This is a genomic window from Klebsiella sp. CD33 (genome assembly GCF_051992865.1).
Taxonomy (GTDB): Bacteria; Pseudomonadota; Gammaproteobacteria; order Enterobacterales; family Enterobacteriaceae; genus Klebsiella; species Klebsiella pneumoniae.
Window position 1 is genome coordinate 3,576,320 of sequence record NZ_CP197023.1, and the last position, 14,083, is coordinate 3,590,402.

The 14,083-nt window shown below is 60.2% G+C and carries 14 protein-coding genes; 4 read left to right on the forward strand and 10 right to left on the reverse strand.

From position 1 onward, the window contains the following. Nucleotides 1-47 precede the first annotated feature (47 nt). The 8 genes from nei to ACR809_RS17745 form a co-directional block, all read right to left on the reverse strand. Nucleotides 48-839, reverse strand: coding sequence for an endonuclease VIII (gene nei, locus ACR809_RS17710; protein ID WP_004223693.1), 792 nt, complete (start codon nt 837-839; stop codon nt 48-50). 15 nt (nt 840-854) lie between these two features. After that, on the reverse strand, nt 855-1,499 hold the full coding sequence (gene pcp, locus ACR809_RS17715) for a pyroglutamyl-peptidase I (protein ID WP_060613054.1): 645 nt from the start codon (nt 1,497-1,499) through the stop codon (nt 855-857). 9 nt (nt 1,500-1,508) lie between these two features. Continuing rightward, on the reverse strand, nt 1,509-2,504 hold the full coding sequence (locus tag ACR809_RS17720) for a DUF979 domain-containing protein (protein WP_004179065.1): 996 nt from the start codon (nt 2,502-2,504) through the stop codon (nt 1,509-1,511). Next, complete coding sequence (locus ACR809_RS17725) at nt 2,501-3,226, reverse strand: DUF969 domain-containing protein (protein ID WP_002894928.1); 726 nt, start codon at nt 3,224-3,226, stop codon at nt 2,501-2,503. Before ACR809_RS17725 ends, ACR809_RS17720 begins: the two co-directional genes overlap by 4 nt. Before the next feature lie 81 nt (nt 3,227-3,307). Then, the gene (gene pxpA, locus ACR809_RS17730) at nt 3,308-4,051 is read right to left on the reverse strand and encodes a 5-oxoprolinase subunit PxpA (protein WP_004176856.1); all 744 of its coding nucleotides are present in this window, start codon (nt 4,049-4,051) and stop codon (nt 3,308-3,310) included. After that, on the reverse strand, nt 4,041-4,973 hold the full coding sequence (gene pxpC / locus ACR809_RS17735; protein ID WP_004147614.1) for a 5-oxoprolinase subunit PxpC: 933 nt from the start codon (nt 4,971-4,973) through the stop codon (nt 4,041-4,043). Before pxpC ends, pxpA begins: the two co-directional genes overlap by 11 nt. Then, nucleotides 4,967-5,623: a 5-oxoprolinase subunit PxpB gene (pxpB, locus tag ACR809_RS17740; protein ID WP_004176857.1), complete on the reverse strand. Its 657-nt coding sequence runs from the start codon at nt 5,621-5,623 to the stop codon at nt 4,967-4,969. The genes pxpC and pxpB overlap by 7 nt, the downstream gene beginning before the upstream one ends. A gap of 14 nt (nt 5,624-5,637) precedes the next feature. After that, nucleotides 5,638-6,381 (reverse strand): type 2 GTP cyclohydrolase I, encoded by a 744-nt coding sequence (locus ACR809_RS17745; RefSeq protein WP_004176858.1) that lies wholly within the window; start codon nt 6,379-6,381, stop codon nt 5,638-5,640. 267 nt (nt 6,382-6,648) lie between these two features. On the opposite strand from ACR809_RS17745, the gene dtpD reads away from it, so the two are divergent. Further along, nucleotides 6,649-8,127, forward strand: a complete 1,479-nt coding sequence (gene dtpD / locus ACR809_RS17750) for a dipeptide permease DtpD (RefSeq protein WP_122051460.1) — start codon at nt 6,649-6,651, stop codon at nt 8,125-8,127. Here the strand turns inward: dtpD and phrB are convergent. Together phrB and ACR809_RS17760 are read right to left on the reverse strand one after the other, a co-directional pair. Continuing rightward, nucleotides 8,099-9,541 carry a deoxyribodipyrimidine photo-lyase gene (phrB, locus tag ACR809_RS17755; protein WP_122051461.1) on the reverse strand — a complete coding sequence of 481 codons (1,443 nt, stop codon included), beginning with the start codon at nt 9,539-9,541 and terminating at the stop codon, nt 8,099-8,101. The two genes, dtpD and phrB, sit on opposite strands and share 29 nt — an antisense overlap. 183 nt (nt 9,542-9,724) lie before the next feature. Beyond that, the gene (locus tag ACR809_RS17760) at nt 9,725-9,934 is read right to left on the reverse strand and encodes a DUF2517 family protein (RefSeq protein ID WP_004142243.1); all 210 of its coding nucleotides are present in this window, start codon (nt 9,932-9,934) and stop codon (nt 9,725-9,727) included. Between the two features lie 306 nt (nt 9,935-10,240). Between ACR809_RS17760 and kdpF the strand changes: the two genes are divergently transcribed. The 3 genes from kdpF to kdpB are packed head-to-tail and all read left to right on the forward strand — an operon-like array spanning nt 10,241 to nt 14,078. Further along, nucleotides 10,241-10,330, forward strand: coding sequence for a K(+)-transporting ATPase subunit F (gene kdpF, locus ACR809_RS17765; RefSeq protein WP_020323459.1), 90 nt, complete (start codon nt 10,241-10,243; stop codon nt 10,328-10,330). Continuing rightward, nucleotides 10,330-12,009 carry a potassium-transporting ATPase subunit KdpA gene (kdpA, locus tag ACR809_RS17770; protein ID WP_122051462.1) on the forward strand — a complete coding sequence of 560 codons (1,680 nt, stop codon included), beginning with the start codon at nt 10,330-10,332 and terminating at the stop codon, nt 12,007-12,009. Before kdpF ends, kdpA begins: the two co-directional genes overlap by 1 nt. Before the next feature lie 20 nt (nt 12,010-12,029). Beyond that, nucleotides 12,030-14,078, forward strand: coding sequence for a potassium-transporting ATPase subunit KdpB (kdpB, locus tag ACR809_RS17775; RefSeq protein WP_122051463.1), 2,049 nt, complete (start codon nt 12,030-12,032; stop codon nt 14,076-14,078). Nucleotides 14,079-14,083 lie beyond the last annotated feature (5 nt).

Consider the following 14,083-nt stretch of genomic DNA (forward strand, 5'->3'; position numbering starts at 1 on the left):
TTTATGCCTGATAACGCGCTTCATGCTGAAATCGCCCGCCAGCCGGCTTAATGCTGGCATCCTGGACACCAGTAAAATGGCCGCGAGGAGAGCGTCGTCTTCTCAATGATTCCCCCACAGCGTTCGCACCTTTCCCCATCGCGATGGAAGACCTTAAAGCGAAACAGCGCGCCATGATGCTTGTTGTCATCCACCAGACCGCGAGTACGATAGGACAGCCGCGGGATATCGAGCAGCGCGTGCGCCAGCGCATCCAGCTGACTGTCGCTCAGTTCAGCGGCTTTACGCTTCCCGCTTAATCCCACCTGCCAGAGAATTTCCACCCGCAGATAGTTTCCGAGCCCGGCAAGAAAAGCCTGATCCAGCAGCAGGCCGGAAAACTGACGATTGCGGAATTTGGCCGACAGCAGCCGCGCTTTCACCTGCTCCGCGGTTAACGTCATGTCCAGCACGTCCGGTCCGACGCGCAGCAAGAACGGATGGTTGGCAACCTGCTCCGCCGTGAGGATATCAATGTCCGACGCGCTGTAGAGCAAAATCGCCTTGCTGGCGGTCTGCAGCCTGACGCGCAGTACGCGGTTCGATTGCGGCTCAACGCCGGCATCCACCACGCGCCAGACGCCGTACAGCTGGTTATGGCTATACAGGGTCAATCCGCCGGAGAAGTGGGTTAGCAGGGCCTTGCCGCGGGTGGCGATATGGGTCACCCGCTGACCAGTTAGCTGAGTTTGATAGGGTTGCAACTGAGGAAAGGCGAACCAAACGTTGGTTAAGGGTTCGCCTTTGATTGCCGCCTCCAGTTTATCCGCCGCACGGCGGATCTCCGGACCTTCCGGCATACTGTCATCCTTCTGTTAATGGGTGGCGCCGCCGCCAATTTTGACATCGTCATCCTGTTCAAGGGCGACGGCAATCGCCGTTTCCAGCGCCGCGCGTACCGTCGCGACCGACATACTCGCCTCGCCGGGGTGGGCCGCCGCCTGTTCAGGCAGATACGGAATATGGATAAAACCGCCCTTCTGTCCGCGTTTTCCCTGCAGCTGATGCAGCAAACCATACATCACGTGATTGCAGACGAAGGTGCCCGCGGTTTGCGACACCGAGGCCGGGATCCCCTGCTGGCGCAGCGCGCTGACGATCGCTTTGATCGGCAGCGTACTGAAGCAGGCCGCAGGGCCATTAGCGACGATCGGCTCATCGATCGGTTGCTGGCCTTTATTGTCGGGGATCCGCGCATCATCGACATTGATCGCTACACGTTCGACGGTGATATCGACACGGCCGCCGGCCTGTCCGACGGCAATCGTCAGCCGCGGTTGATAGGTTTCCAGCGCCGCCTTCAGCACCGTCAGCGCTTCGCCGAATACGCAGGGTAACTGTTTAGCCACCACCTGCTGTCCGCGAATAATCATGCCATCCAGCTGCTTAACCACTTCCCATGAAGGGTTAACCGTTTCGCCGCCGAACGGCTCAAAACCGGTAATCAATACGCCAGCCATCATCCCTCCTTACAGGAACATCAGGAAATAGAGTAAGAATACATTGACGATAAGCAGCAGGATACCGGTCGGTATCTGGGCTTTAATCACCGCGTTTTTATCCGGCAATTCCAGCAGCGCCGCCGGGACAATATTGAAGTTCGCCGCCATCGGCGTCATCAGTGTGCCGCAGTAGCCGGAAAACATACCAATCGCCGCCATTACCGCCGGATTGCCGCCGTGCTGCAGGACTAAAATCGGAATGCCAACTCCGGCGGTCACAATCGGGAAAGCGGCAAAGGCGTTGCCCATCACCATTGTCAGCACCGCCATGCCGATGGCATACACAGCCACGGCGATAAAGCGGTTATCGACCGCCAGATAGTGCTCGGTCAGCCATGAAATGCTGGTTCCGACGCCCGCTGCGGTAAACAGCAGCCCCAGCACCGCGAGGATTTGCGGCAGGATAAAGGCCCAGCCGACGGAATCAAGCAAACGGCGCGCTTCCTGCATTGGCTGCGCCACCGTTTCATGCGTCATACGAATCGCCATCGCCAGGCCAATCAGCGTACCGACAGTCATCGAGAACAGAGTAATCAGCGTCGCGTGGTTGCCCGGCCCGAAGAGCGCCACCTGCCATGAGGGCAGATTGTTAAACAGCAGTACGCCAATGACGGTGACGACCGGAATCGCCAGCGCCGGAAAGAAAAGTTTGTTGCCGAGGCGTTTCGCGCTGGTGGTTTTCTCTTCCTGGGTACGCTGATGGTAGCTGCCGAGGCGCACGCCGCCAAAACCGGCGATCAGCGCCAGGACGACCACCACCCCGCCGACAGCGATATTCACCGTACGCTTATCGCCCACCAGTTGATATGTCCAGTCGCCGAGCAAGAACACCAGCCCGTACAGGCCCCAGAACAGACCGGTTGTCAGACGCCGCGGATTGCTTTTGTCGCGCCAGGACATGATAGCCACGACCAGCAGTACCGCGCCGGCCAGCCAGTATAAATAGGTTTGCTGGAAATTCATGCCGCACCGCCTTTCGCCTGTCCGGCGTTTATCCGGTCCAGCTCGCGCTGGAGATGGCGATCGAGTCGCCACAGGCGCGCGGCGTGGATCAGAAAGGCGCAGATCGCCGTCGGGATCCCCCACAGGGCAATATGCAACGGTTCTGTCTGGATCCCACCCGACTCCAGCATAAAGTTGTGCATGAAGATGATCGCGCCGAAGGCGACAAAAATATCTTCGCCGAAGAACAGCCCGACGTTATCGGTTGCCGCCGACATCGCGCGCAGGCGGTAGCGTACATTGCCCGGCAGCGGGCCAAAGCGCTTTTCCGCCGCCCCCTCCGCCATCGGCGCCAGCAGCGGGCGCACCATTTGCGGATGTCCGCCGAGGCTGGTCAACCCCAGAGCGGCGGTGGCTTCGCGCACAAACAGATAGACGATCAGCAGACGTCCGGCGGTCGCGCTATGGATCTTCGCGATCCACGCCTGCGCCCGCTCTTTCAGACCATGGCGCTCCAGCAGCCCGATCACCGCCAGCGGCAGCAGCAGAATAAACGGCAGATTACGGGTATTCAGGAAGCCCTCGCCCAGTTTCTCCAGAATAGTGGCTATTGGCATATGCGCCGCCACGCCGGTGACGATCCCGGAGATAATCACCACCAGCACCGGGTTAAAGCGTAATACAAAACCGACCACAATCACGGCAATGCCGATTAGCGGCCAGAGGGATATCGCCTCTTGCATAATAACGTCCTGTTCAGTTGTGAGTATTGTGAGTGTTGTTAATTATTTGATTTAATTATTATTAATAACTTAGGCGGACTATTACTCGAGGTCCGCGCTGACGTCGATATTCCGCCCGGCAAACGCGGCGCGCAAGCGTCGGGCGAAATCGAGCGCGTGAGCGCCATCGCCATGCAGGCAGACCGTTTCCGCCTTAACATGCGCCCATTCGCCGCTCAGGCTGCGCACCCGATTGTGCTGCACCATTTCCAGCGTTTGCGCCAGCGCCTGCTCTTCGCTCTCAATCAGCGCGCCCGGTTGGCTGCGCGGCACCAGGCTGCCGTCGGCCTGATAGCCGCGATCGGCGAAGACTTCCTGGCGCGTCGTCAACTGATAATGCTGTCCGGCGCGGATAAGCTCGCTGCCCGCCAGCCCAACCAGCACCAGGTCGGCGTCGGCATCGCGCACCGCACGGGCGATAGCGTCGGCCAAAGGCGGCTCTTTCGCCGCCTGGTTGTACAACATGCCATGCGGTTTGACGTGCCGCAGCTCGCCCCCCTGGGCGTGTACGATTGCCGCCAGCGCGCCAATTTGGTACAGCACCTGGGCGTAGACCGTCTCTGGCGGTAACTGCATCGCGGTTCGACCGAAATTTTCCCGGTCCGGGAAGCTCGGGTGTGCGCCAATAGCGACGCCGTTTTTCAGCGCCTCGCGCACGCATTGCTGCATGAGAACCGCATCGCCGGCGTGAAAGCCGCAGGCGATATTGGCGGAAGAGACCAGCTGCAGCAGCGCGCTATCGCTGGCGCAGCCTTCGCCGAGGTCGGCATTTAAATCAATTTTCATCGCTTAATCTCCAGGCCAGTTGTTCAAGGTAGCGCTGCTGGTCGGCGCGCGCTTTTAGCGCTTCCTCCAGCGAACAGGGGACGAAATGGATCGGCTGACCTAGCGGAATTTGCGCCAGTTGGTACATATCGGCTTCAATAATGCAGGCTATACGCGGATAGCCGCCGGTGGTTTGCGCATCGTTCATCAACACAATCGGCTGGCCGTTATGCGGTACCTGTACCACGCCGGGCAGCAGGCCATGAGAGAGCATTTCCCGGTCGGTTGTGCGCCTGAGCGGCTGCCCCTGCAGGCGGTAGCCCATACGGTTGCTCTGCGGACTCAGCTTCCACGGCGAGCGCCAGAAAGACTCCTGCGACACGCTGTCGAATTCGTGATACTCCGGCCCCGGCAGCGCGCGAATAATATTGCCTATCGGCAGCTGTTTAACGCCGCGCGAGGCGCTAAAGCGGCGGGACGATTTCCCAATCTTCACTTGATCGCCATCCTGCAACCGGCGCCCTTCGATTCCGCCGATACCGACTTTCAGATCGGTAGAGCGGGAACCTAAAACTTCAGGGACATCAATACCGCCCGCGACCGCCAGATAGCTGCGGATCCCATGCTGAGGATTTTTCAGCACCAGCCGCTGCCCGGCCTTCGCCTCCATTCGCCAGCCCAACCAGACCGGCGCGCCGTCGAGCGTCGCTTCACAGGCGGCGCCGGTCAACGCGAACCAGCAGTGGCGGGTGAACTGCACATCGATCTGACCCAGCGTAATTTCCAGCGCCGCCGCCTCCGGCGCATTGCCCACCAGCAGATTGGCAATGGTCATCGCCGGTTTATCCAGCGCGCCGCAGCGGCTAATCCCCCACTGGCGCTGGCCTTCCCGGCCGCCATCCTGTACCGAGGTATACATGCCGGCGCGGATAAATTTCAACATACCCCCTCCTTCTGCGGCACAAAGCGCACGCGATCGCCGGAACGCAGCAGCACCGGCTCTTCACGTTTTGGATCGAATAATGCCAGCGGCGTGCGCCCCAGCAGCTGCCAGCCGCCCGGCGTCGCCAGCGGATAAATACCGGTTTGCGATCCGCCGATACCGACGGATCCCGCCGGTACCAGTACGCGCGGCTCGGCGCGACGCGGCATCGCCAGCTGCTCCGGCAGGCCGCCAAAATACGGAAACCCCGGCTGGAAACCTAGAAACCACACCATATACTCCACCGAAGAGTGCAGTTCGACCACCTGCTTTTCGCTCAACCCGCTATGGCGCGCGACGTCGCCAAGATCTGGCCCCGCCTCGCCGCCGTAGATAACCGGGATACTTATCTCACGGGATTCCGGCTCCAGCGCATCGCTCTCTTCCCACCAGCGCTGCAGCTTGTCAATCGCCTCCCACGCCATCTCCTGCGGACGACGCAGCACAACGGTGATGTTGTTCATCCCCGGGATCACTTCAACCACCTCTTCGCGATCGGTCAACCGCTGCGTCAGGCCCCAGATACGTTTTTGGCTCTCCAGGGTCACCGGAGGCTCAAGCTCCAGGACCACCGCCGTTTCACCTAACAGATAACAACGCGCTCGCTGCACTTTCTTCTCTCCCGTCAGGCAGGGTTAGGAATATCAATAAAGGTAACATCCAGATCGGTCGTTTCCGTCAGCCATTCGCTGAGGGCGCGAATGCCGCCCCGCTCGGTGGCGTGGTGGCCGGCGGCATAAAAATGCAGGCCCTGCTCGCGGGCAGAGTGAATAGTTTGTTCCGACACTTCGCCGGTGATAAAGGCGTCCACGCCAAAGCGCGCCGCGGCGTCGATAAAGCTCTGGCCGCCGCCGGTACACCAGGCGACGCGGCTGACGGTGTCCGGCCCGGTATCGCCGCACCACAGCGGCTTGCGCCCCAGTCGCGCTTCGATCCACGAGGCCAGTTCGAGGCCGGAAACCGGCATCGACAGCTCGCCCCAAGGCACCAGCGGTTCGATTTCACCGAGCACGTTAATTCCCAGCAGATGCGCCAGCTGCGCGTTATTGCCCAGCTCCGGATGGGCATCCAGCGGCAGGTGCCAACCGTAGAGATTGATATCGTTGGCCAGCAGGGTTTTCAGGCGACGGCGCTTCATGCCGCGGATCACTGGCGATTCGTTTTTCCAGAAATAGCCGTGATGAACAATCACCGCATCCGCCTGCAGACGGACGGCCTCATCCAGCAGCGCCTGGCAGGCCGTCACTCCGGTGACGATCTTGTGCACCGTTTCGCGTCCTTCCACCTGCAGACCGTTAGGGGCGAAGTCACTGATGGCCGCACTATTGAGCTTGTCGTTAATCAGTTGTTCCAGTTCGCTATTTTTCATCGCCACTCCAGCAGATAATCAGGTTATACAAAGGCATAACATAACCATATCCATTCGGGTCGTCGATAGTCCGCTACCGTCACTGACCATGACTTTTTAACGAATCCCGCAATTTGTCTATTCATCCCGCCGCGCATTAGTGTATATTTATGCACTAATAAAGCATATTAAATAATCAGAAAGCCCCTCAAGCCATGAATATGACTGATAAATCGCTATTCATGCAGAACGATCGACTTTCGCTTTACGCCAGGAAACACACTTCATATGCAGACAACATCATCGCAGCCGCGGGCGATCTACTACGTCGTGGCGCTGCAAATCTGGGAGTACTTTAGCTTTTACGGCATGCGCGCCCTGCTGATCCTCTATCTCACCAATCAGCTCAAATATGACGATAACCATGCCTACGCCCTGTTCAGCGCCTACTGTTCGCTGGTCTATGTGACGCCGATCCTCGGCGGCTATCTGGCCGATAAGCTGTTAGGCAACCGGATGGCGGTCATACTCGGCGCGCTGCTGATGGCCATTGGCCATCTGGTGCTCGGGGCCAGCGAAACCGCTCCGCTTTTCCTGTACCTGTCGCTGGCGATCATCGTCTGCGGCTACGGGTTGTTTAAATCCAACGTCAGCTGTCTGCTGGGCGAGCTGTACGAACCCGCCGATCCGCGTCGCGATGGCGGCTTTTCGCTGATGTATGCCGCCGGCAATATCGGCTCGATTATCGCGCCGATCGCCTGCGGCTACGTACAGGAGGAGTATAGCTGGGCGATGGGCTTTGCCCTGGCGGCCATCGGCATGGTCGCGGGGCTGGTGATTTTCCTCTGCGGCAACCGTCATTTCCAGCATACCGCTGGCGTCAACCGCCAGGCGCTGTGCGCGCGCCGCTTCCTGCTGCCGAACTGGGGCTGGCTGCTGGTGTTGCTGGTTACCGCCCCGCTGCTGATTGCGGTACTGTTCTGGCAGGAGTGGTCGGTGTATGCCCTGATCGTGGCCACGGCCATTGGCCTCGCGGTACTGGCGCGGATCTACCTGCGCGCCGAAACCGATAAACAGCGCAAGGATCTGCGCCTGATCGTCGTCCTGACCGCCTTCAGCCTGCTGTTCTGGGCCTTCGCCCAACAGGGCGGGAGCTCCATCAGCCTGTATATTGACCGCTTCGTTAACCGCCATATCATGAGCTACGAAGTCCCTACCGCTATGTTCCAGTCAATCAACGCCTTCGCGGTGATGCTCTGCGGGATGGTGCTGGCGTGGCTGGTGAAAGAGAGCGTGAACGGCAATCGCACCGTGCGCATCTGGGGGAAATTTGCCCTCGGTCTGGGCCTGATGAGCGCCGGGTTCTGCATTTTGACCCTCAGCGCCCGCTGGTCGGCGGCCTATGGTCAGTCGTCCATGCCGCTGATGGTGCTGGGTCTGGCGGTGATGGGCTTTGCCGAACTGTTTATCGACCCGGTCGCGATGTCGCAGATCACCCGCATTGAGATCCCGGGTGTCACTGGGGTGCTGACCGGTATCTATATGCTGCTCTCAGGGGCCATCGCCAACTATCTGGCCGGCGTTATCGCCGACCAGACCTCGCAGGCGTCATTCGACGCCGCCGGAGCGGTGAACTACTCCATTGACGCCTACATTACCGTCTTCAGCCAGATCACCTGGGGCGCGCTGGCCTGCGTCGGCGTGGTGCTGGTCATCTGGCTGTATCATTCGCTGAAAGTCAGGACCCGCCGTCTGGCGGTGGAGTAATTCCTTTTCTGGCGGCCTCCCAGGCCGCCAGCGTCTCCTGCCGCGCCTGCTTGTGATCAACTATCGGGCGCGAATAGTCCAGCGTGATCCCTTGTTTATCCGCCCACGCCCACGGCTGATGCAGGGCCTTCTCCGGCACCTTTGCCAGCTCCGGCAGCCAGCGACGTATAAACACCCCCTGTTTATCAAACTTTTCGCCCTGGGTGGTGGGGTTAAATATGCGGAAATAGGGCGCGGCGTCGGTGCCCGTTGAAGCCGCCCACTGCCAGCCGCCGTTATTCGCCGCCAGGTCGCCATCAATCAGCTGGCTCATGAAATAGCGCTCGCCCGCCCGCCAGTCGAGGCGCAAATCTTTGGTCAGGAAGCTGGCGACAATCATGCGTAACCGGTTATGCATCCAGCCGGTGGCGTTAAGCTGGCGCATGGCGGCATCAACAATCGGAAAACCGGTCTCCCCGCGCTGCCAGGCCTGTAGGGCGGCCTCCTCTGCGCGCCAGGCGACCTTATCTGTCCAGGCAGTAAATGGCCGCCCTTTACAGAGCTTCGGATAGTAGACCATCAGATGGCGGTAAAACTCGCGCCAGATCAGCTCGTTAAGCCAGGTGGCGCCGGCTCCGCCGTCCAGCGCGGCGGGATGTTCCGTCAGAAGACGATGCAGGCACTGGCGGGGGGACAGCACGCCGATGGCCAGGCAGGGCGACAGTCGACTGGTCCCTTCCACGGCCGGGAAGTCGCGCTGCCCCTCGTAATCCGCCGCCGCTTGCTGACAAAACGCGCGCAGACGCGCCAGCGCCGTTTTTTCATCCGCGGCAAACAGCAGCCCGTCGAACGGCGTTTGCGGGTAGTTAAGCTCAGGCAGCGGCGGCGCCTGGCAGGCAGGCGCCTGGCGCGGCTTCGGGGCCGCCACGCACGCCGGCAGTCCGTCCCGCAGACGGCGAATAAACGCATTTTTAAACGGGGTGAAGACTTTATACATTTCGCCGCCACCGGTCAGTACGCTGCCGGGCGGCAACAGGACGCTGTCGTCAAAGCCCTGGCAAATCACGTCGCGCAAGGTGTTCTCAACGGCGGCATCGCGCTGGCGTTCATTGAATTCGTACTGATAGTTGTAGAACAGGTGACTGACCTGATGCTGCTGGCAAAACTCGGCCAGCCGTTCGACGCTGGCGGTAAAATCGTCCGCCTCTTCTACCCACAGCGGTATGCCCCGTTCCGCCAGCGCGGCATGCAGACTCTGTAAATGGCTGGCGATAAAAGCGGCCTGCCGTGGCGCCAGGTGATGTTCACGCCACTGCCCCGGGGTGGCGATATACAGCGCCAGCACCTGCGCCTGCGGATCGCGGCAGGCGGCAGCCAGCGCCAGGTTATCGTGAATGCGTAAATCCGTGCGTAACCAGACCAGATGGGTGGCCATATCACTCCTTATTATCCATCAGCAATAATCATCTTATGATCTAAGCCGGCAAAAATAGCGCGCTCCGGCAAAATACGCACCTGCCAATTCCAAGGCGGCGCATAAAAACGAGTGTAGACAAGCGGCGAAAAAAAACCGCCGGGGCAACCCGGCGGTCTTGTTATTTTCTTCGCAGCAGGAGGATTAATAGAAATCGTGAGCGGCTTTCTCCGCCTGCGCCATCCACACCGGCTGCTCGCTGGTTTTCGACCACACCCGGTGCAGCCAGCTGTAGTAGCGGGCGCGATCTTTCCAGAACAGCATCACCGGCAGCGCCGCGACGCCAGCCACGACGGCGAAAGCACGACGCAGCAAAATAATATGAGCAGGATAAGCTTTGTACAACGCCATCATTTCTCTCCCCTTTGTCAGGCCGGCAAGCAGCGCCGGTAAAATTAATCATGTTTGTCTGAGCAAAATAATACCGCTCTGCTTGTAATTTTACTACTCATCCGACCACTAAAAAACACGTATTTATACTTAATTTACATTCGCCACGTAAATTAGTTACGAAAAAGTTAAATTAATACTAACCATCAGTTAATTTGTGCCTTTGTCATTTTTATACTTTTTTTACACCGCACCCGCGGATTTTTGCGAAATCTTTGCGCCGTAATTTCTATCCTCCAGGTAAATCGAAAACACACCCGGAGGTGGATTGTGACTGCAGGCGTACTCACTGGCGTTGGGCTGGTGTTCCTGTTACTGGCTTATCTGGTTTATGCCTTGATACATGCGGAGGCATTCTGATGGCTGCCCAGGGATTTTTATTATTAGCCAGCTATCTGCTGGTATTGCTGGTGCTGGCGCGCCCGCTGGGGATGTGTCTGGCAAGAATGGTGAACGATATCCCGCTTCCCGGCCTGGCCGGCGTCGAGCGCGTCCTGTGGCGCGTGGCCGGGATCCGCGCCGAGGAGATGGGTTGGCTGCAGTATTTGCTGGCGATCCTGCTGTTTAACGCCCTCGGCGGCCTGGCCCTGTTTGCCCTGCTGATGCTCCAGGGCGTGTTGCCGTTTAACCCGCAGCATCTGCCGGGATTGTCATGGGATCTGGCGCTCAACACGGCGGTCAGCTTTGTCAGCAATACCAACTGGCAGGCTTACGCCGGCGAAAGCACCATGAGCTATCTCAGCCAGATGGTCGGCCTGACGGTGCAGAATTTCCTCTCTGCCGCCACCGGCATCGCCGTGGTATTCGCCCTGACCCGCGCCTTCGCCCGGCAGAAAATGTCCACCCTTGGCAATGCCTGGGTCGACCTGACGCGCATTACCCTGTGGCTGCTGCTGCCGCTCTCTCTGCTGGTGGCCCTGTTCTTTATTCAGCAGGGTGTGCCGCAGAATCTGCTGGCCTACCAGCCCTTTACCACCCTCGAAGGGGCGCACCAGCTGTTGCCGATGGGGCCTGTCGCCTCGCAGGAAGCGATTAAGCTGCTGGGCACCAACGGCGGCGGTTTCTTTAACGCCAACTCCGCTCACCCGTTTGAAAACCCGACCGCGCTGACCAATCTCGTGCAGATGCTGGCGATCTTCCTGATCCCGGCAGCACTGTGCTTCGCCTTCGGCGAGGTAGTGAGCGATCGCCGCCAGGGGCGCGCCATCCTGTGGGCAATGACGCTGATCTTTATCCTCTGCGTCGCCGTGGTGATGTGGGCGGAAACTCGCGGCAACCCCCACCTGCTGACGCTGGGCGCTGACAGTAGCCTGAATATGGAAGGTAAAGAGAGTCGCTTCGGTATTCTCGCCAGCAGTCTGTTCGCGGTGATCACCACTGCCGCCTCCTGCGGCGCGGTCAATGCCATGCATGACTCCTTCACCGCGCTGGGCGGCATGGTGCCGATGTGGCTGATGCAGATTGGCGAAGTGGTGTTCGGCGGCGTCGGTTCGGGCCTGTACGGCATGCTGCTGTTCGTTATGCTGGCGGTGTTTATCGCCGGGCTGATGGTCGGCCGCACCCCGGAGTACCTCGGGAAGAAAATCGATGTCCGGGAAATGAAAATGATCGCCCTCGCCATTCTGGTCACCCCGACGCTGGTGCTGCTTGGCACGGCGCTGGCGATGATGACCGACGCCGGCCGCGCCGGGATGTTCAACCCTGGACCGCACGGCTTTAGCGAAGTGCTGTACGCCGTCACCTCGGCGGCCAATAACAACGGCAGCGCCTTCGCGGGCCTGGGCGCGGCGACGCCGTTCTGGAACCTGCTGCTGGCGTTCTGCATGCTGGTCGGCCGCTTCGCCGTCATCATTCCGGTGATGGCCATCGCCGGCTCGCTGGTGGCGAAGAAAATTCAACCGGCCAGCCCCGGCACCCTGGCCACCCACGACGCCCTGTTTATCGGTTTACTGATCGGCACCGTGCTGCTGGTGGGCGCCCTGACCTTTATTCCTGCGCTGGCGCTTGGCCCGCTGGCTGAACACTTTTCCTTACTTTGAGCGATGCGGAGCACCCTGTTATGAGTCGCAAACAATTAGCCCTGCTGGAGCCGACGCTGGTGCGCCAGGCGCTGCTGGATGCCGTGAAAAAACTCAACCCTATGGTGCAATGGCGCAATCCGGTGATGTTTATCGTCTGGGTGGGCAGTCTGTTAACCACCCTGCTGGCGATCGCCATGGCTGGCGGCGCCCTGACCGGTAGCGCCACCTTTACCGCCGCCGTCAGCATCTGGCTGTGGTTTACCGTGCTGTTCGCTAACTTTGCCGAAGCGATGGCGGAAGGCCGCAGCAAAGCCCAGGCCAACAGCCTGAAAGGGGTGAAAAAAACGGCCTTCGCCCGCAAACTGCGCGCCCCGCAGCATGACGCGACGGTCGACCACGTGCCAGCGGAAGACCTGCGCAAAGGCGACGTGGTGCTGGTGGAAGCCGGGGATATTATCCCCTGCGATGGCGAAGTCATCGAAGGCGGCGCCTCGGTGGACGAAAGCGCCATTACCGGCGAGTCTGCCCCGGTGATCCGTGAATCCGGTGGCGATTTTGCCTCGGTGACCGGCGGGACACGCATTCTCTCCGACTGGCTGGTGATCCGCTGCAGCGTGAACCCGGGAGAAACCTTCCTCGACCGGATGATCGCCATGGTGGAAGGCGCCCAGCGCCGTAAAACGCCGAACGAGATCGCCCTGACGATCCTGCTGATCGCCCTGACGCTAGTGTTCCTGCTGGCCACCGCCACCATCTGGCCCTTCTCGGCGTGGAGCGGCAATGCGGTCAGCGTTACCGTACTGGTCGCCCTGCTGGTGTGCCTGATCCCGACCACCATCGGAGGGCTGCTGTCGGCCATCGGCGTCGCCGGGATGAGCCGTATGCTCGGCGCCAACGTGATCGCCACCAGCGGCCGCGCGGTGGAAGCCGCTGGCGACGTCGATGTTCTGCTGCTGGATAAAACCGGGACTATTACTCTCGGCAACCGCCAGGCCTCCGCCTTCCTGCCGACGCGCGGCGTGGAAGAGCGAACCCTCGCCGACGCCGCCCAGCTCTCCTCGCTGGCGGATGAAACCCCTGAGGGGCGCAGCATCGTGGTGCTGGCGAAACAGCGCTTTAACCTGCGCGAACGCGATCTGCAGTCGCTGCACGCCACCTTTGTCCCCTTTACCGCGCAAACGAGGATGAGCGGCATCAATATCGATCAGCGCATGATCCGCAAAGGGTCGGTGGACGCCATTCGCCGCCACGTGGAGGCCAACGGCGGCCACTTTCCTGCCGATGTCGATAAACAGGTGGAAGAGGTCGCCCGCCAGGGGGCCACGCCGCTGGTGGTCGCCGAAGGCGAAAAGGTGCTGGGGATTATTGCGCTCAAAGATATCGTCAAAGGCGGCATCAAAGAACGTTTCGCCCAGCTGCGCAAAATGGGCATTAAAACGGTGATGATCACCGGCGATAACCGCCTGACCGCCGCGGCGATCGCCGCCGAGGCCGGCGTCGATGATTTCCTCGCCGAAGCGACGCCGGAAGCCAAGCTGGCGCTGATCCGCCAGTACCAGTCGGAAGGTCGGCTGGTGGCGATGACCGGCGACGGCACCAACGACGCGCCCGCGCTGGCTCAGGCCGACGTGGCGGTGGCCATGAACTCCGGCACCCAGGCGGCGAAGGAAGCGGGCAACATGGTCGACCTGGATTCCAACCCCACCAAGCTGATTGAGGTGGTCCATATCGGCAAACAGATGTTAATGACGCGCGGCTCGCTGACCACCTTCAGTATTGCCAACGACGTGGCGAAATATTTCGCCATTATTCCGGCGGCGTTTGCCGCGGTCTATCCTCAGCTGGCCATGCTGAACGTGATGGGCCTGCATTCGCCCTCATCGGCGATCCTCAGCGCCGTTATCTTCAACGCGCTGATCATCGTCTTCCTGATCCCGCTGGCCCTGAAAGGCGTCAGCTATCGCCCGCTCTCCGCCTCGGCGATGCTGCGCCGCAACCTGTGGATCTACGGCCTCGGCGGTCTGCTGGTGCCCTTTATCGGTATTAAAGCCATCGACCTGCTGCTGACCCTGAGCGGTCTGGTGTGAGGAAC